The organism is Mycobacterium talmoniae, from assembly GCF_001854525.1.
Lineage (GTDB): Bacteria > Actinomycetota > Actinomycetes > Mycobacteriales > Mycobacteriaceae > Mycobacterium > Mycobacterium talmoniae.
In genome coordinates this window covers 1-22,302 of sequence record NZ_MLQM01000051.1, presented here as the reverse complement: position 1 = coordinate 22,302, position 22,302 = coordinate 1, and the positions used below count along the sequence as shown (strand labels likewise).

Sequence of the window (22,302 nt, the reverse complement as noted above, 5' to 3'; positions counted from 1 at the left end):
GCCCCCGACGCGCTGACCCGGCAGGATGACGTGCCATGGCGTCGTTGTTGTGGGACCAGCACGCGTGCCTGCCGTTGCAGCCCGGGGCCGACGTCTCGCTGCTCACCCGGTACCGCGGCGGGACGCTCGTCTCGGTCAACGTCGGCTACGCACCGCATTCGTGCCGGGACGTACTGGGGCCGCTGGATCACTACCGCACCGCCGTGCACGCGCATCCGGACCTGGACCTGGTCGGCGCGCTGAGCGACGTCGCGACGATCACCGGCGCCGGCCGCGTCGCGGTGGCATTTGATCTCGAGGACTCCGCGCCCATCGAGGGCGACCTGGACAACGTGCACCGCTTCGCCGCGCTCGGGGTGCGCACCATGCTGCCGACCTACAACCACGCCAACGCCGCCGGCTGCGGCTGTCTCGACGCCGACGACACCGGGCTGACCGGGTGGGGGCGCGCGTTGGTCGCCGCCATGAACGCCGCGGGCATGGTGCCCGACGGATCGCATTGCAGCGTTCGCACCGGTCTGGACATGTGCGCGGTGTCGACGCGTCCGGTGGTCTACAGCCATTCCTGTCTGCGCGCGGTCTGGGAGCATCCGCGCAACATCACCGACGATCAGGCGCGCGCTTGTGCGGACACCGGCGGGGTCATCGGGGTCACCAGCGTCGGGATCTTCCTGGGAACCAACACCCCCACCCTGCAGGCCATGGCGCGGCACCTCGAGTACGCCGTCGAGCTGGTCGGTGTCGAGCATGTCGGCGTCAGCACGGACTTCTCGTTCGACGGTGAGGATTTCGTAGCCGAGCTGACCGCCAATCCAGGGCTGTTCGACGAGAGCTACACGCGGTGGGGGCCGATCCGCTGGATGCCGCCGGAAACCTTTGCCCAGCTCGGCCACTACCTGGCCGGTCGCGGCTGGGCCGATGCCGAGGTCGCCGCGGTGCTCGGCGGGAACTTCCAGCGGATTGCCGAACAGAGCTGGCCCGCCGCGGACCGCTAAGGTGTGAGCCAACCGCATCCGGAGGTCCCCATGGCAAAGACATATCCCTGTGAGCGCGTCGAGGTCGGCTTCACCGAGACGGCGCCGTACCGGTTCTCCAACAGCGTGGAGCTGGCGATCACCCCCGAGCAGGTCTTCGAGGTGCTCGCCGACGCCAAGTCGTGGCCGCACTGGGCCACGGTGATCACCAAGGTGATCTGGACCAGTCCCGAACCCCGCGGTGCCGGCACCACCCGGACCGTGCACATGCGCGGCCGCATCATCGGCGACGAAGAGTTCCTCATCTGGGAGCCGTTTAGCCGCATGGCTTTTCGGTTCAACGAATGTTCGTCCAAGGCAGTGGCCGCATTCGCCGAGGATTATCGGGTGGAGCCCACCCCGACCGGTTGTCGGCTGACCTGGACGCTGGCGCAGAAACCGGCCGGCCCGGCGCGGCTGGTGATGCCGATCGTTTCACCACTGTTGAACCTGGCTTTCCGCCGGTTTCTGACCAACTTGCGGCACTACACCGACAAGCGGTTCGCCCCGGTGCGGCAGAGCTAGCCGAGCACCGAAACCTCATAGCGGCCCAAGCCGTTTAATCCCGACGGGAGCTGCCGGTGCAGTGCATTCGTCCGTCCGTCGCCGGGGTGGGCACTTCGTGCTCTAAGCTTTGGTGTTGTGAGCTACGACACCGACGATGACGACGACGACGATGACGACGACATCGACGAGTCGAAACCAAACAACAGCCTGAAATGGGGTTTGGGCGCCGTCATCGTCTTAGCGGTCGTGGCGATCGTCTTGGTGGCCGTGGTGTTGTTCGGCGGTGATACTGCAAAGGATTCAGCCGGGCTAGCGCCGTCTACCCCCAGCTCCGCAGCCGACACCGCCGGCATCGCCAGCGCGCAGGACACCGGGCCGGTCCGGGTCATCACCGAAGACCCCAGCTGCACCGCGTGGACCGGAATCGACAGCAACCTGGCGGGCACCCTGGCCGCGATCGGCGGCGGCAAATGGAACGAGCGGGATCAGTCGATCCCGGCGTCGGCGTGGGACGATGAGCAGCGCAAGCTGAATATGGCTGCCGCACAAGTGTTGCGCACCACGGCCGCGCAAACCGTCGGATTGGTCAAGTTGACGCCGCATCGCGTGATGCGCGAACTCTACGAGCAGTTCATTGCCTACGCGCGGGCCTACGGTCAGCGCGTGCAGAACTACACGCCCAAGGACGGCAACCTGGTGGCGACCGCGAACAGCGCCGCGGCGACGCTGGCCGAGGTCTGCAACGCGATTACCGACGGCCCGGCGGCGGTGCGCGGGCCGTTGGTGGAGCCCGCACCCGCACCGAACCAGACCGCCCCGGTGGGCAATCCCAACAATCCGGTGCCCTTCCTGCCGCAACCCAATGACGTGTGCGCAGACTGGAAGTCGGTCACCGACAAGTTCGCGGCGGACACCGCCGAATGGCAGCAGCTGGACCCCAACGTCCCGGCCACCTTCTGGAACCCGCAACAAAAGGCCGTCAACTCGGCCGTCGGGATGGTGATGAACAGCTATTCCAAGAAGATGCAGCAGTTGGGCCTGCGCTCGGACAACCCCATCCTGCAGGATTTCGCCGACCTGGCCGCGCAGTACCGCAACGCGTTTGTGTTCGCGATACCGACCTATGAGGTGGTCGACCAACACTTGGCGAACGCCTCGACGTACGCCAGCATGACGGTGATGGGCGCTTGCGCGGCAGTGGCTGCCGCACGCTGAGACGACGAACGCCGAGCGTGAAACCGGCGCGGGAAATCCCGCTTCCGGTTCATACTCGGCGCGCGTGCAGCGGTGGTGTTAGGCCCAGCTGGCGCTGACGGCGCCGTCGGTGGAGGCCATGTTGCCGCCGGCGGTCTGCACCTTATTGCCGTGCGTGGCCGCCTGCTCATAAATCACCTGGAAGTTGCGGCCCAACTGGGTGATGAACTCCTGGCAGGCCACCGACCCCGACCCACCCCAAAAGTCACCGGCAGCCAACACATCGGCAATGATCGCCTGATGCTCAGCCTCCAGGGAGGCGGCTTGGGCCTTGATCAACGCACCATGCGCGTCGACATCCCCGAACTGGTAGTTGATGCTCATGCGATAACTCCTTAGCTGCTCAGGGCCGTCTGCGACGCGGCTTCTTGCTGCTCATAGTTATTAGCGTCCCGGATCAACCCGTCCCGCACCCCATGCAGCATGTTCACAATGTTGCGAAACGCCGTCTGCATCTGCCCCATCGTGTCGTAGGACGTGTTGGCCGCAGTCCCACCCCAACCAGCACCCGTGATGTTCATCGACGACGCCCACATCTTGCGAGCCTCATCCTCAACCGTCTGAGCGTGCACATCAAACCGGCCCGCCATCGCGCGCATCTGATGCGGATCGGTCATAAAACGCGTCGGCATGTCTTTATCTCCTTAACTCGTTGCCTGTCAACAGTTCTCGATTACCCGCCGACCGGCGAGCGTGGGATCACCTTGGGCGCCTTGGCCGCAATACCGCTGAGCCCCTTGCCGCTCAGCGCCCCCATCAGCGCCTGACCGAACGGACCGCCCGGGAACGCCGACGACGACATCGCCGGGGCGCTGACGGCGGTGTTCGGCAACACCGGCGCGGCCCGGACCATGGTGCCGCCGGCCGCCGCCGACCACGCCTGCGGCACCTTGAGCGCACCCATCGACGCCGCCTGGCCCAGCTTCGCCGAAATCGCCTGGGTCGCCGAGGTGAAATGGCCGGCCAGCGTCCCCACCGCGCCCTGCAGTTTCCCGTCTACGAATTGCCCGATGGCGGTCATCAACGATTCGGGGGCGCCCATCCCGGTCAGGCCGCTGGTGCCGGTCATCTGCCCCATCCGCGCCAACTGCATGAGCATGCTGATCGGGTACATGGCGAACCGGGCCGGAATGCTGCCATAGTTCGCCAGCGACGCGGGATTGGTGAGCTGTGTTCCCAGGAAGCTGCCCACGATAGGGATCTGCGAAAGCTCTTGGTTCAGAGTATTGAGCACATTCTCTAGGCCACCCGGACCGAAAATGTCCCCCAGTCCGTCCAGGGGCGAGTTGGTCGCTTGCGTGACGTTTTGCGTCACGTTCTCCGCAACAGACTTGGTGGCCATCAGCTGATCCACCCCCGTCGCCTTGGCGGCCTGCGGTGCGGGACTGGGTTTTTGCAGCGTGGAGACATTGGACTGCGACGACGCCATATAGGCGTCCATCACCGCGCCGTCTTGCGCCCAGAACTCCGCATACATCGCCTCGGCGGCCATGATCGCCGGGGTGTTCTGCCCAAAAAAGTTGGTCGCGACCAGCGCGGCCAATAGCGCCCGGTTAGCCTCGATCACCGGCGGCGGGATCGTGCCGGCATGCGCGGTCTCATACAACCCCGCCTGCGCCTTGACCTGCGCACCGATCTGCGCGGCCTGATCCGACGTGTTCTGCAACCACGCCACGTACGGGGCGACCGCGCTCGTCATCGCCGCCGACGAGGTCCCGGTCCACGGACCGCTCGTCAGCCCCGAGACCACCGACCCGTAGGACACCGCCGAGGAACTCAAATCGGCGGCCAACGCGTCCCAGGCCGCCGCGGCCGCCATCAACGACCCCGACCCGGGACCGGCATACATCAACCCGGAGTTGATCTCCGGCGGAAACGCCAAAAAGCTCATTCCCTACCCCGCTCAGTCCGTGGTCGCCGCGTTGGCGGCCTCGGCCGCGGCATACGCGCTGGCATTGGAGGTCAAATTGGCCACCAGGTGTTCGTGCACCGCCGCGGCCTGCGCACTGATCGCCTGGAACAACTCGGCATGCGTCGCGAACTGGGCGGTCGCGAACGCCGATACCAGGTCGGCGGCCGGCGCCACCACCCCCGTGGTCGGACCCGCAGCGGCCGACGCCCCGGCCGTCATCGAGTCACCTATGCTCGCGAGGTTTCCGGCCGCAGCCGACATGATCTCTGGTTCAGCATTGACGAACGACACCTGTACTCCTCCTTAAACCTGAGCACTCGCCCACGGATGTGTGTGAGCAGTCGTTGACTGGTCGGGTTCGCGCACCACCGGGCAACCCCACGCTGGGACACGGCCGACCCGTTCCCACGACCCACCATCGGGGTCGCCGGAGGTAGAGCGCCCGACCGGACCATGTCCGATCGGGCGACGTGTCCGGAGCACCAAGTAGGCAACCTCTCCATGCAGTGCGGCTCAATTGACGCACGTTCACAACAGGTTTTGTTAGCTACGTCCTGCAGGGCCGCGAACCGGTCCGCCGGGCGTGAGCAAATTAACATTGCATAAGCAGGGAGTCCAACTAAATGGACGAACTCTCAGGTTTCGGTTTGCGGGGACGCCGCGCCGAAGGTGCACCAACGTCGGACACGTGCCGGGGCGGTGTGCAAAGCTGGAACAACCGCTAACCAGCCCCAACAGGACCCACGGAGCGTGCGATGACCTTCAACGAAGGTATGCAGATCGACACCAGCACCACGTCGAGCAGCGGCGGCGGGGGCCGGCGGATCGCCATCGGCGGTGGTCTGGGCGGGCTGGTGATCATGGTGGTGGCGCTGCTGCTGGGCGTCGACCCCGGCAATGTGCTCACCCAGCAACCGGTCGACACCCGCGACAACGTCGCACCCGGGTTCGATCTGAACAAATGCCGCACCGGCGCCGACGCCAACAAGTACGTGCAGTGCCGGGTGGTGGCCACCGGCAACTCCGTCGACGCGGTGTGGTCACAGCTGCTACGCGGCTACACCCGGCCGCGGGTGCAGCTGTTCAGCGGGCAGGTCAACACCGGCTGCGGACCGGCCACCAGCGACGTCGGGCCGTTTTACTGCCCGGTCGACAAGACCGCGTACTTCGACACCGACTTCTTCCAGGTGCTGGTTGACCAGTTCGGCTCCAGCGGCGGGCCGCTGGCCCAGGAGTACGTGGTAGCCCACGAGTTCGGCCACCACGTGCAGAACCTGGCCGGGGTGCTAGGCCGCGCCCAGCAGGGCGCCCAAGGCCCCACCGGCAACGGGGTGCGCACCGAGCTGCAGGCCGACTGTTACGCCGGGGTGTGGGCGCACTACGCGTCGATCACCCGGCAGGAAAGCACCGGCGAGCCGTTCCTGCAGCCGCTGAGCGACAAGGACATCGACGACGCGTTGTCGGCGGCGGCGTCGGTCGGTGATGACCGCATCCAGCAGCAGGCGACCGGGCGCACCAACCCGGAGTCGTGGACGCACGGCGCCTCGGCGTGGCGGCAGCACTGGTTCACCGTCGGGTATCAGACCGGCGACCCCAACCGCTGCGACACCTTCGCGGCCCGCGATTTGGGTTGACGCTTCGCCGGTTAGCCCCGCTCAGCCCGATCACGCACCGTACGCGATCGGCCCCCTTCGCCAAGGGGGCCGATCGCCCGGTTTGCCCGCCGCGGTGGGCCCGGTTTAGCCGAGCGGGAAGGACGCCGTCATCGCCAGGCCTAGAACGGGATCGCGGCGGTGGCGGCCTCGAGCAGCATCTGCGGGATATCCGCAAAAACCCCGGGCGCCACCGTGCCGAGCTCGCCGAGGAATTGGGCCGGATCGAACAGGTCGCCCAGGCTCGTCAGGAACTGGGTGGGATCCAGCAGTGCACCGAGCTCGGACAGCCCGTCGGCCCCGAAGGCGCCGCTGAGCGCCTCCAGCGGTGCGCTGAACAGGGCGGTCAGCGGTCCGTCGGTGAGGGCCTGCGTTCCCGTTGCGGCACCGATGGCGTCGGCGATGGTGTCGCGCATCTGCAGCAGCAGCGCAATAGGCCCGCCCGGATCGCTGAGAATGCCCTTGCCGTATTCGAAGCCGTTGAGCACACCGCCGACCACCGCGGTCGGCATGTTGGCCACCGCGCCCAGCGCGCCCAGCACATTCCCGTCGCCGATCGCGTCGACCACCGCCTGTCCGCTTGCCCCGAACGCGTAGACGCCGCTGGCCAGCGGCCCCAGCGCGCCCAGCCCGAGGCCCATCGCGATCTGCGGAATCAGCTGCGCGGCGCTGTACAGGTTGTGCGCGATCTCGACCGGGATCTGGAGCGTCGGCAGCAACGCGAAGCCGGGGGCGATGATCGTCTGGATGATGCCGCTGTAGGCCGCCCTCACCGCATCCTCGAACTGGCCCGCCCCCAGCAGCTCGAACGCCTGGTCCAGGTTGTACCACAGGCCGCCGACGGAACCCGGCGTGAGTTGGGTGACGAGGTTTTCGACCGCCTGCCCGAGGGCACCGGCGTAGGTCTGGCCGTAGCCGAGCCAGTTGGTGACCAGCTGGGTCAGAATCGGTGCGGGATCCGCCAGCACCGTCTTTCCGAGTTCCCCGGCGTTGCTGAATGCGCTCGCGAACACGTCGAGCCACGAGGTGAACAGCGGAACCTGGCTGGGCACGGTGAGCAGTGCGGCGTCGGCACCCACCGCCCCGGTCAGCGTGTTGAGCGCACCACCGAAGATGTCATGGGTCTCGTCGATGAGGGCGCTGGCCCCCGTCGTGAGTTCGACGACACGGTGCTGGATAGCCGGTAGCGGCGCCGCCGCCGGGGTGACGGCGATGGTGCTGGCGCCGACGAGGACGACACCGGCGGTGAGGTAGGGGCGCAGGGTTGCGTGCAAGAGAGCTCCTTTCGTTGTGGTGCGGCACGGCCCACGGACGCTACCTGAGATTCAGCTGAATTTATTTGCCCTTTCGGGCAAATCAATAAAATTACATAACTCAAACTTATGAACAGCAATACGACAGCGCACCAGAATCTGCTGATCAACTCCGCTGTGCGCACAACAAAGCAAACCGTTTCGATTCCCGGTTTAGGTCAAATCGAAACTATCCGTCGCTGATCAGCAGATCTCCCGCCCGTGCGGCTCATCTGCGCACGACGACGCACGTCAACCGCGCCTCCGGGGAGCGCCCGCTTTCCGCTGCCCCCCAGACCGGGCCGGCCAGCCCACCATGCAGCCCGCCACAGCTACCTTGCCCGCCTGTCCGGCCGAAGCAAAGTCTGTGATTACGCTGAGCGGCGGTGAGGTCGTGGTTACCCGGTGGCCCCGGCCAGCAGACCCGCCAACTCGGCGCGGCCCGCCTCGTCCAGCGGCAGCAGCGGTGGGCGGGGGTCGCCGGCCGGGACGCCGAGCAACTCCAGGCCGGCCTTGACCGTGGTGGCCAGCCCGCCGGCCACGATGAACTCCAGCAGCGGTTTGAGGTCGTCGTAGAGCGCCTGCGCCCGGTCGGGTTGGCCGGCGCGCACCGCATCGTAGAGATCCAGGCAGGGCTGGGCGCGCAGATTCGGTGCGGCCGTACACCATCCGGCCGCACCCACCCGGAGCGCGTCGAGCACCAGCGGGTTGCTGCCGTTGTAGAACGGCAACCGGCCGTCGCTGAGCTGGGCCAGGCTGCGCATCCGGGACAGGTCCCCGGTGGACTCCTTGACCATGGTGACGTTGTCGATGGTGTTGAACATCCGCACCAGCAGCTCCGGGCGCATGTCCAGCCCGGACGTCGCCGGGTTGTTGTACGCCATGATCGGGATGTCGATCGCCGCGGACACGCTCGCGTAGTGCTGCTCGATCTCCCGCTCGGACAGCTTCCAGTACGACACCGGAATGATCATCACCGCGTCGGCGCCGGCCTGCTGGGCGTAGCGGGCCCGCCGAATCGTGTTGGCGGTGGTCAGATCCGACGCGCCGACGATCACCGGCACCCGGCCGTTCACCGCCGCGATGGAGGTGTCGACGACGGTGTCGAACTCGGCCTCGTTGAGGTAGGCCAGCTCGCCGGTGCTGCCCAACGGGGCGATCGCGTGCGCGCCGGCGTCGACCAGTCGGGTGACCAGCCGGGTCAGCCGCGCGGTGTCGATACCGTCGGGCGCGAACGGGGTGACCGGGTAGGCGATGATGCCGTGAAACTGCGGGGCGTCGGGCACGTGTCAGGCTCCTTGCTGGGTCAACGCGTCGGGATGGCGCCGCAGCGCGCGCCGGGCGTAGTAGGCGAAATTCGCCTGGCTGCGTTTCGGGGTCAGGGTCCAGTCGTGGGCCTCGCGGGCCAACTGCTCGGGCAGCGGCTGGATGGTCCCGGCGGCCATCGCCGCCAATTGCAGTTTGGCGGCGCGCTCGATGAGCACCGCCAGCGAGCACGCCTCCTCCACGCTGGCGCCGGCCACGATCTGGCCGTGGTGGGCCAGCAGGATCGCCTTCTTGTCGCCGAGAGCGGCCGAGATGATCTCGCCCTCCTCGTTGCCGACCGGCACACCGGGCCACTTGGCCAAGAACGCGCAGTCGTCGTAGAGCGGGGTGGTGTCCATGTGGGAGACGGTCAGCGGCACCTCCAGCATCGACAGCGCCGCCACGTGGAAGGGGTGGGTGTGCACGATGCACTGCACATCGGGCCGGGCCCGGTAGATCCAGCTGTGAAACCGGTTGGCGGGGTTGGCCATTCCGTCGCCGGCCAGCACGTTGAGGTCCTCGTCGACGACCAGCAGGTTGTCCTCGGTGATCTCGTCGAATCCCAGGCCCAGCCGCTGGGTGTAGTAGCTGCCGGGCTGTTCGGCGCGGGCGGTGATCTGCCCGGCCAGACCCGAGTCGTGTCCGGCGTCGAACAACGCCCGGCAGGTCAGCGCCAGCTTCTGCCGGGTGGTCCAGCCGGGGTCGGTGAAGGTGCTGGCGAAGCGGTCCTGGGCGCTTTGCATCAGCTCGGACTTCGAGGCGGTGAAAGTGGTGGCCATCGGGTTCCCTCGCTCTCAGCGATGCGACACTGACACCACTATAGGACACTTTGTGTCATGATGGCGCTGTGACTGCACTGGTGCGGACCATCCGCCGGCAGCGGGGCCTCACGTTGGAGACGCTGGCCGCCGAGACCGGGTTGACCAAAAGCTACCTGTCCAAGATCGAGCGTGGGCAAAGCACGCCGTCGATCGCCGCGGCGATGAAGGTCGCCCGGGCGTTCGACGTCGATGTCGCCCAGTTGTTCTCCGACCAGCCCGCCGAGGACACCCTGGCCGTCGACCGGGCCGCCGACGCCGGACGCTACCGGGCGCTGGCCCCCGGGCTGCTCGGAAAGGCGATGTCGCCGTTCGTGGTTCACCCCACCGGCACCGTCACCGACGACCCGCATCCGACCCACACCGGCCAGGAGTTCGTGTTCGTACACGCCGGGACCATCGAGCTGGATTACGGGGACCGGACCGTCACCCTGGACACCGGGGACAGCGCCTACTTCGACGCGTCGGTCGACCATAGGATCCGTGCGGTCGGCGGCGCGCCGGCCGAGGTGGTCGTCGTCGCCTACAACGAACCCGGGAGCCCGCAGTGAGCGAGTTGTTGTTCTCCTACGGCACGCTGCGCCAACCCGAGGTGCAGGTGGCCACCTTCGGGCGCGAGCTCGACGGCCACGACGACGCGATCGTCGGCTACGAGCTGGACTACGTCACGATCACCGACCCGCACGTCGTCGCCACCAGCGGCAGCGACCGCCACCCGATCCTGAAACCCTCCGACCGGCCCGACGCGCACGTCGACGGCACCGTCTTCAAGATCAGCGAAGCCGAGTTGGCCGCCGCCGATGACTACGAGGTCGACGACTACCGCCGGATTTCGGTGCCGCTGGCCTCCGGCCCGCACGCCTGGGTGTACGTCTTCGCCGACTGAGCTACCACTTGCGGGTAGCGCAGGTCACCCCGCTGCCGCCCTGCTGGGAGACCACCACCTGGCCGTCGACGGCCAGGTCGCAGTGCAGTTCGGGGTTGATCCGCAAACCGCCGCTGGCGGTGACCAGCGCCCACTGGTTCGGGTTGGCCAGCGTGACGGTGTAGGTCAGCGGCTGACCGCCGGTGATCGGGGTGCGGATTTGCTTGAGGTACTGCGACGAGTTGGCGTCGTAGGCCGATTGGCTGGGCGGGTCGGTCTCGATGTACTGGATGTTGACGGTCAGGTCGCTGGTCGCCGTGATCGTGTAGGTGACCTGGTGGCCTTCCGGATCGGCACTGGACGTTGCCGGGCTGACCGCAACGCCGGCGGCCGCCAACATCAGTGCCGCCCCGACGCTGGTTGTCGTTTTACGCACGCTCGTCATATCCGGCAACGCTACCCGAGCGTTACACCCGGGCGTGCGCGTGCCCGATGCGGTAAGAAACAGGGGTGGATGCTTCGGGTCTTCGCCGCCGGACGCTGCTGGTGGGCGGCGGGTCGGCGATTCTCGGCGCGGGCTTCGGCGCCGCCGGGGCCACGCTGCTGGCGCCGCGCGGCCCGTCGCTGTGGACGCGGCCATCCCGCAATGGCGCGCCGCCGGTGGAGGGCCTGCATCTGCAGTTCGGCCGTGACGCCGCGCGCGAGGTGGTGGTGTCCTGGCACACCACCGAGGCGGTGCGCAATCCGCGGGTGCTGCTGGGCACCCCGTCGGGCGGTTTCGGGCGCAGCGTGTCGGCCGACACCCGCACCTACCGAGACGCCAAGTCGGGCACCGAGGTTCGGGTCAACCACGCGCGGTTGACGGGCCTGACCCCGCACACCGATTACGTGTACGCCGCCGTGCACGACGGCACCGACCCGGAGACCGGTACGGTGCGCACCGCCCCGTCGGGGCGACACCCGCTGTGTTTCACCAGCTTCGGCGATCAGGCCACCCCGACGCTGGGCAAGCTGGCGGGTTCCGGCTATGTCAGCGACAATCTCGGCTCGCCGGCGGCCGGCGATACCACCGCCGCGATCGAGCGGATCGGCCCGCTGTTCAACCTGGTCAATGGCGACCTGTGCTATGCGAACCTATCCACCGACCGGATCCGGTCCTGGTCGGACTGGTTCGCCAACAACACCCGCTCGGCGCGGTACCGGCCGTGGATGCCCGCGGCGGGCAACCACGAGAACGAGCGCGGCAACGGGCCGATCGGCTATGCCGCCTACCAAACCTATTTCGCGGTGCCCGACTCCGGCGCCGACGACGAGCTGCGCGGGCTGTGGTATTCGTTTACCGCCGGTTCGGTGCGGGTGATCAGCCTGGCCAACGACGACGTGTGCCTGCAAGACGGCGGGAACACCTATGTGCACGGCTACTCGGGTGGGGCGCAGAAGCGTTGGCTGGAAACCGAACTCGCCGACGCGCGGCGCGACCCGCTGGTCGACTGGGTGGTGGTCTGCATGCATCAGACCGCGATCTCGACCGCCGACCACACCAACGGCGCCGACCTGGGCATCCGCACCGACTGGCTGCCGCTGTTCGACCGGTACGGGGTGGATTTGGTGGTGTGCGGTCACGAGCACCACTACGAGCGGTCGCATCCGCTACGCGGGGCGCTGGGTACCGACACCCGCACCCCGATCCCGGTGGCGACGCGGCCCGACGTGATCGATACCACCGCCGGCACGGTGCACGTGGTCATCGGCGGGGGCGGCACGTCGAAGCCGTCCAATGCCATGTTCTTTGACACGCCGCGGTGCCGGGTGCTGACCGGGGTCGACGGTTTCGATCCGGGGATCGGGCGCAAGGCCCCGATCTATGTGGTCGAGGAGGCGCCCTGGTCGGTGTTCCGGGACCGCGACAACCCGTACGGTTTCGCGGCCTTCGAGGTCGACCCCGGCCAGCCCGGCGGCACCACGTCGATCAAGGCGACGCACTATGCGGTGCGCGGCCCGTTCGGGGCGCTGAGCGTGGTCGACCAGTTCACCTTGACCAAACCGCGCGGCTAGAAGAGGGTCGGCTGCGCCGGTGTCACTGGGGCCGGTGCCGCCTTTTCGGGGGTCGCCGCGGTGAAGGGCCGGTGGTCGCCGGTCAACCGGTGCTTGGTCAGCAGCGGCGTGGCGGTGCGGTGCAGCCGCTCGCGGTAGCTCGCCGGCAGGTAGGCGCCGCGCCGGTACAGCTCGCGGTAGCGGGCGACCAGCTCCGGACGGGAACGCGCTAGCCAGGACATGAACCAGCCGCGGGTGCTGCCGCGCAGGTGCAGCCCGAACACCGTGGCGCTGGTGCCGCCGGCCGCCGCAATCTGTCCCAACAGCGCGTCGAGGTGCTCGACGGAATCGGTCAGGTACGGCAACACCGGCGCCACCATCACGTGGCAGTCCAGCCCGGCGTCGCGGATCGCGGCAATCAGCCCCAGCCGCGCCTGCGGTGTCGGGGTGCCCGGTTCGATGTCTTTGTGCAGCGCCGGGTCCGCGACCGCCAGCGACACCGCCACCGAGACGGCGACTTTTTGCGCCGCCGCGGTGATCAGCGGCAGATCACGGCGCAGCAGGGTGCCCTTGGTGAGGATGGAGAACGGTGTGCCGGATTCGGCGAGCGCACCGATGATGCCCGGCATCAGCGCGTAGCGGCCTTCGGCGCGCTGGTAGGGGTCGGTGTTGGTGCCCAACGCGACGGTCTCGCGGTGCCACGACGGACGGTGCAGCTCCTTGCGCAGCACGTCGGCGACATTGGTCTTGACCACGACCTGGCTGTCGAAGTCGGTGCCAGGGTCGAAGTCCAGGTACTCGTGGGTGGGCCGGGCGAAGCAGTACCGGCAGGCGTGCGAGCAGCCGCGGTAGCCGTTGACGGTGTAGCGGAACGGGAGGTTCGCCGCGTGGGGCACCTTGTTCAGCGCCGATTTGCACAGCACCTCGTGGAAGGTGATGCCGTCGAACTGCGGGGTGCGCACGCTGCGGACGAAGCCGATGCGCTGCAGTCCTGGCAGCGCCCCGTCGTCGACGTCGATGCCCTGTTTGGCCCAACGCATGACTCAATTCGAATCTTTGTTCGAGCTGTTGTCAAGTGTGCGTGCGTCTCGTTGTGCTCAGGAGTCCCAGGAGTCCCGGAAAGGGTGGATGGGGTGTTCCGTCCGCCTCTGAGCGACAAACCGGGGTCTAGGGCCCTCCACGGCCCAACGCACGATCACTCCCGGCGCTGCGGCCCCACCGGTCACCGGCGTCACGGGTTGTCGCTGGTGGGCGGCCGCCCGGCTCTCAGCGACAACCAGCGCCCGCGCAGCGCAACGTCGATGCGCCGGGCCCCGCGGGGCGACGCACTCGATTTCGGCGCGCAGCGCCTGCACCCGCTTGTGGATGCGGTGTTCGGTGCCGCGGGGCATCCACCCCGGCCCGTAGCGGCCGCGCCCGAACCGGCGCACCCGCCCGTATCCGCGCTCCCAGCGCAACGCGTCCGACACGGCCTTCGAGGCCCGCCCGGCGACGACGAAACCCTGGGCATCCAAGGCAGCGACCAACTCCGCGACGCTTGCCGGACCGTGGTCGAATAAATGCAGTGTCAACAGGTAGCGCAGTTCGATGCCGCGCACCAATCGGATGGTTTTGATCATCGCCCCACCGTCGCACCCCGCTCCGACATCGCCGCCGTTGTCGCTGCGAGCCGGGCACTGCCCCACCGGCGACAATCCGTGACACCCGTGACCGGTGGGGCGGCAGCGTCGTAAGTGCCGGCCAGTTGGGCCATCGAGGGCCCTAGCCCCCGGTTTGTCGCTCCAAGGCGGACGCAACACCACATGGGTCCCCAGCCGTGACGGATGTGACGGACGAGGCGCCAGGGGGAACCCCGCGGGGCCAGACGGGCTAGGCCGGGTGAACTCGCGCCAGCACCTCGGCGACCACGTCGTCGACCGCGACGTCGACCTGCACGCCAGCAACCAGATCCTTGACCCCAACGGTGCCCGCCTCGATGTCGCGTTCCCCGGCCACCAACGCCAGCGACGCACCGGAGCGGTCGGCGGCGCGCATCGCGCCCTTGAGCCCGCGATCGCCGTAGGCCAAATCGACGCGCACCCCGGCGGCCCGCAACTGCCCGGCCAGCACCGCCAGCTGCAGTTTGGCCCGCTCCCCCAGCGGAACCCCGAACACGTCGCACCGGGTCGACACACCCACGGATTTGCCCTCGGCGGCCAACGCCAACAGCGTCCTATCCACCCCGAGCCCGAACCCGATACCGGACAGGTCCTGGCCGCCCAGCTCGCGCATCAGCCCGTCATAGCGGCCGCCGCCGCCGATGCCGGACTGCGCGCCCAACCCGTCGTGCACAAACTCGAAGGTGGTCTTGGTGTAGTAGTCCAGCCCGCGCACCATCCGTGGGTTGATCACATACGGCACGCCCAGCGCGTCCAGGTGGGCCAGCACCGTCTCGAAGTGCTGCTTGGCCACATCGGAGAGATGGTCGAGCATCACCGGCGCGTCGGCGGTCATCGCGCGGACGTCGGGGCGTTTGTCGTCGAGCACCCGCAGCGGGTTGATCTCGGCGCGCCGCCGGGTCTCGTCGTCCAGGTCGAGCCCGAACAGGAACTCCTGCAACAGTTCTCGGTAGGCGGGCCGGCAGGTGTCGTCGCCCAGCGAGGTGATCTCCAGTCGGAAGCCGTCCAGGCCCAGCGATCGGAACCCGGCGTCGGCGACCGCGATCACCTCCGCGTCCAGCGCCGGGTCGTCGACGCCGATGGCCTCCACCCCGACCTGCTGCAGCTGGCGGTAGCGGCCGGCCTGCGGGCGCTCGTAGCGGAAGAACGGCCCGGCGTAGCACAGCTTGACCGGCAACTGGCCGCGGTCCAGCCCATGCTCGATCACCGCGCGCACCACCCCGGCGGTGCCTTCCGGGCGCAGCGTCACCGAGCGGTCACCCCGGTCGGCGAAGGTGTACATCTCCTTGGAGACCACGTCGGTGGACTCCCCCACCCCGCGGGCGAACAAGCCGGTGTCCTCGAAGACGGGCAACTCGATGTCGCCGTAGCCGGCGCGGCGGGCGACGTCGAGCAACCCGGCGCGCACCGCGACAAAGGCCGCCGAGTCCGGCGGAACGTAGTCGGGCACCCCCTTGGGGGCGGAAAATGCGGTCACGCGCTCAAGCCTTGCAGAAACGGGTTGCTGCGACGTTCGGCGCCGATGGTGGTTTGCGGGCCGTGCCCGGGCAGCACCACGGTGGCGTCGTCGAGCACCAACAGTTTGTCGACGATGGATCCCAGCAGGTCGCGCCCGCTGCCGCCGGGCAGGTCGGTGCGGCCCACCGAACCGGCGAACAGGGTATCCCCGCTGAACACCACCTCGGTGGCGTCCCCGGCGACCCGGAACACCACCGATCCGCGGGTGTGGCCGGGCGTGTGGTCGACGGTGATGGTGGTGCCGCCGATACCGATTTTGTCGCCGTCGCGATCCAGCTCGATCACCTGTTTGGGTTCGCGGAACAGCGCACCGAACAGCAGCTGGCCCAGTCGGGGCCCGAAACCCTTGATCGGGTCGGACAGCATGAACCGGTCCTCGCCGTGGATGTAGGTCGGGCAGCCGTAGGTGTCGGACACCTTCTGCGCCGACCAGACGTGGTCGATATGCCCGTGGGTGAGCAGCACCGCGGCCGGCGTCAGCCGGTTTTCGTCCAGGATCTTGCGCAGCGGACCCATCGCCCGCTGGCCGGGGTCGACGATGACGGCGTCCGTCCCGGCCCGCGGGGCCAGCACGTAGCAGTTGCACGCCAGCATCCCTGCCGGAAATCCGGTGATCAACACGGTTCCCAGTTTCCCATCCCAAACCACCCGGGTTCAGCGAGGGCTGGCACACTCAACTCCCGAGTGAGCACGTCGCCCGGCGACGATGCGGACCGCACGGGCCCGCTGAGGAGCCGGCCATCAAGCTAGCCACGGAGGTTATCGGCGGTGCCGACCAACGAACAACGACGCGCAGCAGCCAAGCGCAAGCTGGAACGACAGCTGGAGCGCCGTGCCCAGCAAGCCCGGCGCAACCGGATCCTGACCATCGTCGGGGCGGTGGTCGCGGTGCTGGTGGTGGCCGGTGCGGCGGGGACGGCCATCGTGCTGAAGTCCCACCACAACTCCGAGCGCAGCACCGCATCGGCGACGACCAGCAGCGAGGCGTCGGAGGCACCGGGCGCGCCGGGTCAACTGCCGGCGTTCAAGCCGCCGGCGGACCTGGGTGCCAACTGCGAGTACCCGCCGTCGGTGGAGCCGGCCAGCAAACCGGTGGAGCCGCCGCGGTCGGGTAAGGTCCCCACCGACCCGGCCCAGATCAGCGTCAGCATGGTGACCGATCAGGGCCCGATCGGCCTGATGCTGAACAACGCCCAAGCACCGTGCACGGTCAACAGCTTCGCCAGCCTGGCCAGCAAGCACTTCTTCGACAACACCGGATGCCACCGGCTCACCACGGCTCCCGTCCTGCACGTGCTGCAGTGCGGCGACCCGACCGGCACCGGCACCGGTGGCCCCGGCTACCAGTTCGCCAACGAGTACCCCACCAACCAGTACCCGCCCGGCGACCCGGCACTGCAAGAACCCGTCACCTACCCGCGCGGCACGCTGGCCATGGCCCATTCCGCGCAGCCGAATTCCAACGGCAGCCAGTTCTTCCTGGTGTATCAGGATTCGAAGCTGCCCCCGGACTACACGGTGTTCGGCAAGATCCAAGATGACGGGCTGGCCACCCTGGACAAGATCGCCAAGGGCGGTGTCGCCCCCGGCGGCAAGGCCCCCGACGACGGTCCGCCGAACACCAAGGTCACCATCACCTCGGCGCTGCTGGACTGAGCCGATGACCGCCTCGCGGGGACCCCACCGCCCGCAGAACCCGATCCCCAGCTCCATCCTCATCGGCGCGGGCATCATCGGCGCGGTGGTGATCGTCGTCGCCGTGGTCTTCGCCCTGGTGAGCCACGACAGCGGCGCCGTCCAGCACCCGACAGCAACCAGCCAGGCCCCGGTCTACACCCCGCCCAGCCGCAAGCCGGCGCCGCCGGCCAACGGGCGGCTGCCGGTGTTCACCGCGCCGGCCGGCCTGGGTGCCAACTGCCAATACCCGCGGACACCGCAGCCGGCCGCCAAGGACGTCGATCCGCCCCGGTCCGGCCGGGTGTCCACCGACCCGGCGGAGATCGGCGCCACCATCGACACCGATCAGGGCCCGATCGGGGTGACGCTGGACAACGCCAAAGCGCCGTGCACGGTCAACAGCTTCATCAGCCTGGCCCACCAGGGCTACTTCGATGACACCGGGTGCCACCGGCTGACCACCGCGGCGTCGCTCGGTGTACTCCAATGCGGCGACCCCTCCGGCGACGGCAGCGGCGGGCCCGGCTACGACTTCGCCAACGAATACCCGACCACCGAGTACCCGCCCGGTGACCCCGGGCTGAAACGCCCCGTGCTGTATCCGCGCGGCACCCTGGCGATGGCCAACGCCGGACCCAACACCAACGGCAGCCAGTTCTTCCTGGTGTACCGGGATTCCCAATTACCGCCGCAATACACGGTTTTCGGCACCATCGGGGATGACGGGCTGGCCACCCTGGACGCCATCGCCGCGGGCGGCGTCGAAGCCGGCGGCCGGTCACCGGAGGACGGCGCACCGAACACCAAGGTCACCATCACCGCGGTGCACGTGGACTAGTAGGCAATGGAGTCATTCGGGCGCTACCAACTGCTGGACGTGGTGAGCCGCAGCGACACCGGCGAGGTGTATCGCGCCCACGACACCGGCACCGACCGCGTCGTCGCCGTCAAGGTGTTGTCCGCGCAGCTCTCCGCGGATCCGGAGTTTGCGCAACGCTTCCGCGACGACACCCGTCGCACCGCGGACCTCAACGACCCGCACATCGTGCCGATCCACAACTACGGCGACATCGACGGCCGCCTCTACCTCGACATGCGGCTCATCGAGGGCCGCGACCTGGCCACCGTCCTCGCCCAGGAGGGCCGGCTGCACCCCGCCCGCGCCGTGGCGATCATCGAACAGCTCGCGGCCACCCTCGACGCGGCCCACCACGCCGGGCTTACGCCCCGCGACCTCAGGCCGTCCACCGTGCTGATCGACGCCCACGACTTCGTCTACCTCAGCGATTTCGGCGCCGTTTCCAACCCGCGCACCGATATCCCGGCGCTGGCCGGCGTGCTGTACGCATGCCTGACCGGTCAACACCCCGGCCTGGCACCGGACATCCCGCCGGGGCTGGGCGCCGTCATCGCCCGGGGTAGGGCCGAGAACCCGGCCGAGCGCTACCACACCGCAACCGAACTCGCGTACGCCGCCCGCGCGGCGCTGAACCCGGTGCCGATCTATTCCAGCACGATGCCCCCGCCGCCGGGCGGGCAGTCCGCGCTGGTGCGCGCCCTGGTGTGTGTGGCGGTGTTCGCGGTTTTGCTGGTCGGCGGCTACCTGACCGTGTTGGTGTCCAGCGGCCGCGCCGTACCCAAGCTGGGCGTCGACCTGGCGGGTGGTACCCGAGTCACCTTGACGCCCAGGACCTCCGATGGATCGGCCCCGACCCGGGAGGCCCTGGCGCGGACGCAAAAGGTGCTCAGCGCGCGGGCGCCCGGCACGACTGTCGCCGTCGACGGTGACAACCTGGTGGTCACCGTCCCCGGCGGCGACGCCGGCCGGGTGCGCACCCTGGCCCAGACCGGGCAGCTCTACATCCGCCCGGTGATCAATGCGGTTCCGGCGCAAAGTGATTCCAACCAGTGGACGTCGGCGCCGCCGAGTCCCGACCGAGACCTCGCCGCGAGAATTGCCATGGCGAAGAAGTTGCGGCAAAGCGACAACCAGTTCATCCAGTCGTTGTCGCTGCGCATCATGGCCACCCAGTGCGGCGAAGAGAAAGAGGATGTGCTCGCCGGCCGCGACGACCCCAAGCTGCCGTTGGTGACCTGCTCGAAGGACCGCAAGGTGGCCTACCTGCTGGGCCCGTCGATCATCAGCGGTGACCAAATCCGCGACGCCAGTGCGGGTTTCGATCGGCAAAGCGGCGGCTACGTCGTCGAAGTGCGGTTCAAAAAAGATGCGGCCAACACCTGGGCGGATTACACCGGCGCCCACGTCGGCACCCAGACCGCGTTCACACTGGACACGCAGGTGGTCAGCGCGCCGCAGATCCAGGAGGCCATCCCCGGCGGCCGGACCCGGATTAGCGGAGACTTCACCCGGGCACAGGCCGAGGTGCTGGCCGGCGTGCTGAAATCCGGGTCGCTGCCGCTGTCGTTCGACTCCTCGGACGCCCAGACCGTGTCGCCGATAGTCAGTCCGGGCGCCGTGCGGGCGGGGCTGGTCGCGGCCGCGGTGATCCTGGTGGCGCTACTGATCGCCGCGCTGATGTACCACCGTGCGCTGGGGCTTATCGCCGGTGTGTCCGTCGCCGCTTCGGCGGCAATGGTTTTCGCGATCCTAGTACTCGTCGGACGTTACCTGGGTTACCTGCTGGAGCTGCCCGGCCTGGCCGGCCTGGGTGTCGGCCTGGTGGGTATCGTGGCGTCGTTGGCGTTGCTGGTGGCGCGTGCCAGAGCCGACATCAGGGCAGGCGCGGTACCGCCGACGTGGCGACGCGCCCGCAACGTCGTCCTGGCTGGAAACGCCGGTGCGGCACTGATAGCCGGGGCGCTGGCGGTGGTGCCGGTGGCCGCGGTCAAAAACTTCGCGGTCGCCTTGGGTGTCACCGCGGTCGTCAACGTGCTGGTGCTGGTGCTGGTGACCTGGCCGCTGCTGTCTGTGGTCTCCCGGCCACCGAAACCGGTTGCGCCCGCCCCGATCCCGGGCTACCCGCCGGGGCCGGTCATGCCCGGGCACGCGCCGCCGGTGATGTTCCAGCAGTCACCCAGCGACACCCGCCGCACGCTGGCCATTATCGCGGCGGTGATCGCGGCAGCGGTGGTCGTAGCCGCGGCGACGGTGGCGGTGGTTACCCGCGACGCCCGGAGCCGGACGGCGCCGTCGACCAACGACGCCCGGACAACCACCAGCGCGGCGGCCTCCAGTACGGCTCCGCCGGGTAACGGGCAGCTGCCACCGTTCACCGCGCCGGCCGACCTGGGCGCCAACTGCCAATACCCGCCGGCCATGGAGCCGGCCAGCAAACCGGTGGAGCTGCCCCGGTCGGGTAAGGTCCCCACCGACCCGGCCCAGGTCAGCGCCAGCATGGACACCGATCAGGGCCCGATCGGGTTGACGCTGGACAACGGCAAAGCGCCGTGCACGGTCAACAGCTTCATCAGCCTGGCCCAGCAGGGCTACTTCGATAACACCCAATGCCACCGGCTAACCACCGCGGCGTCGTTGAGCGTGCTGCAGTGCGGCGATCCGGACGCGAACGGCACCGGCGGGCCCGGCTATCAGTTCGCCAACGAGTACCCCACCGACCAATACCCGCCGGATGACCCCGCGCTGCAGGACCCGGTGGTGTACCCGCGCGGCACCCTGGCCATGGCCAACGCCGGGCCGAACACCAACGGCAGCCAGTTCTTCCTGGTATACCGGGATTCCCAATTGCCGCCGCAATACACGGTTTTCGGGTCGATCGATCAGGCGGGGCTGGCCACGCTGGACAAGATCGCGGCGGGCGGCGTCGCTTCCGGCGGCCAAGCGGCGGACGACGGCCCGCCGGCCCTCAAGGTCACGATCACCTCGATCCGGCTGGACTGAGTTCTTCCGCCGAGCGTGCGTGTCCCCGGCCGACACGCCGCGCGGAACCCCGGATCTGCGCACGCTCGGCATACGCTCGGCACCAAGGGAGGAAGTGGGCAATGGAGTCATTCGGACGCTATCAACTGCTGGATGTGGTGGGCCGCGGCGACACCGGTGAGGTGTTCCGCGCCGAGGACGGCGCGACGGGCCGGGCGGTCGCGGTCAAGGTGCTGTCCGCGCAGCTCTCCGCGGATCCGGAGTTCGCGCAACGCTTCCGCGACGACACCCGGCTGGCGGCGGACCTCAACGATCCGCACATCGTGCCGATCCACAACTACGGCGACATCGACGGCCGCCTCTACGTCGACATGCGGCTCATCGAGGGCCGCGACCTGGCCACCGTCCTCGCCCACGACGGCCGGCTGCACCCCGCCCGCGCCGTGGCAATCATCGAACAAGTCGCGTCAGCACTCGACACCGCCCACCACGCCGGGCTCACCCACCGCGACCTCAGGCCGTCCAACGTCCTGATCGACGCCCGCGACTTCGCCTACCTGACCTTCGGCGCCACCGACCACGCCGCCGCCACCGGCCCGCGCGCCGACGTCCCGGCGCTGGCCCGTCTGCTCTACCAATGCCTCACCGGCCAGCGCCTCGAGCCTGGCGCGCCGGCACCGCAACTGTCCCTCACCGCACCCGACATCCCCCCGACGCTCGACGCCGTCATCGCCCGCGGCGTGGCCGTCAACTCCAACGAGTACTACCAGACCGCAACCGAACTCGCCCAGGCCGCGCAAGCCGCGTTGGCCCTTCCGCCCGCAGCGCCCGCCCAGCCGACGCCCTGGCAGCCCGGCCCCATGCCGGCCGCCCGGCCGCGGCGCACCGGTCTCGTCGTGGCGATCAGCGCTGCCGTCGCGGTCGTCGTGGTGATCGCGGGGGTCGCCGGATACCTGGTG

At 68.7% G+C, this 22,302-nt stretch carries 21 protein-coding genes and 3 pseudogenes; 12 read left to right on the top strand and 12 right to left on the bottom strand.

The genetic code is table 11. The annotated features are described in order from the left end of the window. Nucleotides 1-35: 35 nt before the first annotated feature. The 3 genes from BKN37_RS11705 (at nt 36) to BKN37_RS11695 (ending at nt 2,735) form a co-directional block, all read left to right on the top strand. Nucleotides 36-995: a dipeptidase gene (locus BKN37_RS11705; protein WP_071025898.1), complete on the top strand. Its 960-nt coding sequence runs from the start codon at nt 36-38 to the stop codon at nt 993-995. A 30-nt stretch (nt 996-1,025) separates the two neighbouring features. Continuing rightward, the gene (locus BKN37_RS11700) at nt 1,026-1,538 is read left to right on the top strand and encodes an SRPBCC family protein (protein ID WP_071025896.1); all 513 of its coding nucleotides are present in this window, start codon (nt 1,026-1,028) and stop codon (nt 1,536-1,538) included. Between the two features lie 117 nt (nt 1,539-1,655). Next, nucleotides 1,656-2,735 carry a hypothetical protein gene (locus BKN37_RS11695; RefSeq protein WP_071025894.1) on the top strand — a complete coding sequence of 360 codons (1,080 nt, stop codon included), beginning with the start codon at nt 1,656-1,658 and terminating at the stop codon, nt 2,733-2,735. Between the two features lie 78 nt (nt 2,736-2,813). Here BKN37_RS11695 and BKN37_RS11690 read toward each other — a convergent pair whose 3' ends face one another. The 4 genes from BKN37_RS11690 to BKN37_RS11675 are packed head-to-tail and all read right to left on the bottom strand — an operon-like array spanning nt 2,814 to nt 4,977. Continuing rightward, nucleotides 2,814-3,098, bottom strand: a complete 285-nt coding sequence (locus tag BKN37_RS11690) for a WXG100 family type VII secretion target (protein WP_071025891.1) — start codon at nt 3,096-3,098, stop codon at nt 2,814-2,816. An 11-nt stretch (nt 3,099-3,109) separates the two neighbouring features. Then, a complete protein-coding gene (locus BKN37_RS11685) occupies nt 3,110-3,406 on the bottom strand; it encodes a WXG100 family type VII secretion target (protein WP_071025889.1) in 297 nt (98 codons plus the stop codon). 41 nt (nt 3,407-3,447) lie between these two features. Next, nucleotides 3,448-4,665: a PPE family protein gene (locus tag BKN37_RS11680; RefSeq protein ID WP_071025887.1), complete on the bottom strand. Its 1,218-nt coding sequence runs from the start codon at nt 4,663-4,665 to the stop codon at nt 3,448-3,450. Nucleotides 4,666-4,677: 12 nt separating this feature from the next. Next, complete coding sequence (locus BKN37_RS11675; protein WP_071025885.1) at nt 4,678-4,977, bottom strand: PE family protein; 300 nt, start codon at nt 4,975-4,977, stop codon at nt 4,678-4,680. A gap of 464 nt (nt 4,978-5,441) precedes the next feature. On the opposite strand from BKN37_RS11675, the gene ypfJ reads away from it, so the two are divergent. Continuing rightward, nucleotides 5,442-6,320, top strand: a complete 879-nt coding sequence (gene ypfJ, locus BKN37_RS11670) for a KPN_02809 family neutral zinc metallopeptidase (protein ID WP_071025882.1) — start codon at nt 5,442-5,444, stop codon at nt 6,318-6,320. Nucleotides 6,321-6,460: 140 nt separating this feature from the next. On the opposite strand, the gene BKN37_RS11665 is transcribed toward ypfJ, so the two are convergent. The 3 genes from BKN37_RS11665 to BKN37_RS11655 form a co-directional block, all read right to left on the bottom strand. Then, nucleotides 6,461-7,612 carry a hypothetical protein gene (locus BKN37_RS11665; RefSeq protein WP_071025880.1) on the bottom strand — a complete coding sequence of 384 codons (1,152 nt, stop codon included), beginning with the start codon at nt 7,610-7,612 and terminating at the stop codon, nt 6,461-6,463. A 416-nt stretch (nt 7,613-8,028) separates the two neighbouring features. Next, nucleotides 8,029-8,916, bottom strand: a complete 888-nt coding sequence (locus tag BKN37_RS11660) for a dihydrodipicolinate synthase family protein (protein ID WP_071025877.1) — start codon at nt 8,914-8,916, stop codon at nt 8,029-8,031. 3 nt (nt 8,917-8,919) lie between these two features. Then, on the bottom strand, nt 8,920-9,714 hold the full coding sequence (locus tag BKN37_RS11655) for an aldolase (protein WP_071025875.1): 795 nt from the start codon (nt 9,712-9,714) through the stop codon (nt 8,920-8,922). Nucleotides 9,715-9,782: 68 nt separating this feature from the next. Here BKN37_RS11655 and BKN37_RS11650 point away from each other — a divergent pair, with 68 nt between their 5' ends. Further along, on the top strand, nt 9,783-10,304 hold the full coding sequence (locus BKN37_RS11650) for a helix-turn-helix domain-containing protein (protein WP_071025873.1): 522 nt from the start codon (nt 9,783-9,785) through the stop codon (nt 10,302-10,304). Next, the gene (locus BKN37_RS11645; RefSeq protein ID WP_071025871.1) at nt 10,301-10,639 is read left to right on the top strand and encodes a gamma-glutamylcyclotransferase family protein; all 339 of its coding nucleotides are present in this window, start codon (nt 10,301-10,303) and stop codon (nt 10,637-10,639) included. Before BKN37_RS11650 ends, BKN37_RS11645 begins: the two co-directional genes overlap by 4 nt. A 1-nt stretch (nt 10,640) precedes the next feature. Here BKN37_RS11645 and BKN37_RS11640 read toward each other — a convergent pair whose 3' ends face one another. Next, entirely contained in the window at nt 10,641-11,063 is a 423-nt protein-coding gene (locus BKN37_RS11640) for a hypothetical protein (protein ID WP_071025869.1), read from the bottom strand. 65 nt (nt 11,064-11,128) lie between these two features. Between BKN37_RS11640 and BKN37_RS11635 the strand changes: the two genes are divergently transcribed. Next, entirely contained in the window at nt 11,129-12,673 is a 1,545-nt protein-coding gene (locus tag BKN37_RS11635) for a purple acid phosphatase family protein (protein WP_071025867.1), read from the top strand. Here the strand turns inward: BKN37_RS11635 and BKN37_RS11630 are convergent. The 4 genes and pseudogenes from BKN37_RS11630 to BKN37_RS11615 form a co-directional block, all read right to left on the bottom strand. Further along, complete coding sequence (locus BKN37_RS11630; protein ID WP_071025864.1) at nt 12,670-13,692, bottom strand: Rv2578c family radical SAM protein; 1,023 nt, start codon at nt 13,690-13,692, stop codon at nt 12,670-12,672. The genes BKN37_RS11635 and BKN37_RS11630 overlap by 4 nt on opposite strands. A 285-nt stretch (nt 13,693-13,977) precedes the next feature. Beyond that, nucleotides 13,978-14,271: pseudogene (locus BKN37_RS11625) on the bottom strand (hypothetical protein); the annotation flags it as partial. Nucleotides 14,272-14,521: 250 nt separating this feature from the next. Next, nucleotides 14,522-15,787, bottom strand: a complete 1,266-nt coding sequence (gene hisS / locus BKN37_RS11620) for a histidine--tRNA ligase (protein ID WP_071025862.1) — start codon at nt 15,785-15,787, stop codon at nt 14,522-14,524. Beyond that, on the bottom strand, nt 15,784-16,449 hold the full coding sequence (locus BKN37_RS11615; RefSeq protein WP_071025860.1) for an MBL fold metallo-hydrolase: 666 nt from the start codon (nt 16,447-16,449) through the stop codon (nt 15,784-15,786). The genes hisS and BKN37_RS11615 overlap by 4 nt, the downstream gene beginning before the upstream one ends. A 147-nt stretch (nt 16,450-16,596) precedes the next feature. Here BKN37_RS11615 and BKN37_RS11610 point away from each other — a divergent pair, with 147 nt between their 5' ends. The 5 genes and pseudogenes from BKN37_RS11610 to BKN37_RS11595 form a co-directional block, all read left to right on the top strand. Further along, on the top strand, nt 16,597-17,484 hold the full coding sequence (locus BKN37_RS11610) for a peptidylprolyl isomerase (RefSeq protein ID WP_071025858.1): 888 nt from the start codon (nt 16,597-16,599) through the stop codon (nt 17,482-17,484). 4 nt (nt 17,485-17,488) lie between these two features. Next, nucleotides 17,489-18,343: a peptidylprolyl isomerase gene (locus BKN37_RS11605; protein ID WP_071025856.1), complete on the top strand. Its 855-nt coding sequence runs from the start codon at nt 17,489-17,491 to the stop codon at nt 18,341-18,343. Nucleotides 18,344-18,349: 6 nt separating this feature from the next. After that, nucleotides 18,350-20,419 (top strand): annotated as a pseudogene (gene secD / locus BKN37_RS29535) (protein translocase subunit SecD); the annotation flags it as partial. A 129-nt stretch (nt 20,420-20,548) separates the two neighbouring features. After that, nucleotides 20,549-21,364, top strand: a pseudogene (locus BKN37_RS29855) (peptidylprolyl isomerase); the annotation flags it as partial. Between the two features lie 101 nt (nt 21,365-21,465). Next, nucleotides 21,466-22,302: serine/threonine-protein kinase (locus BKN37_RS11595; RefSeq protein ID WP_131823572.1), on the top strand; the 837-nt coding region annotated here is incomplete at its 3' end.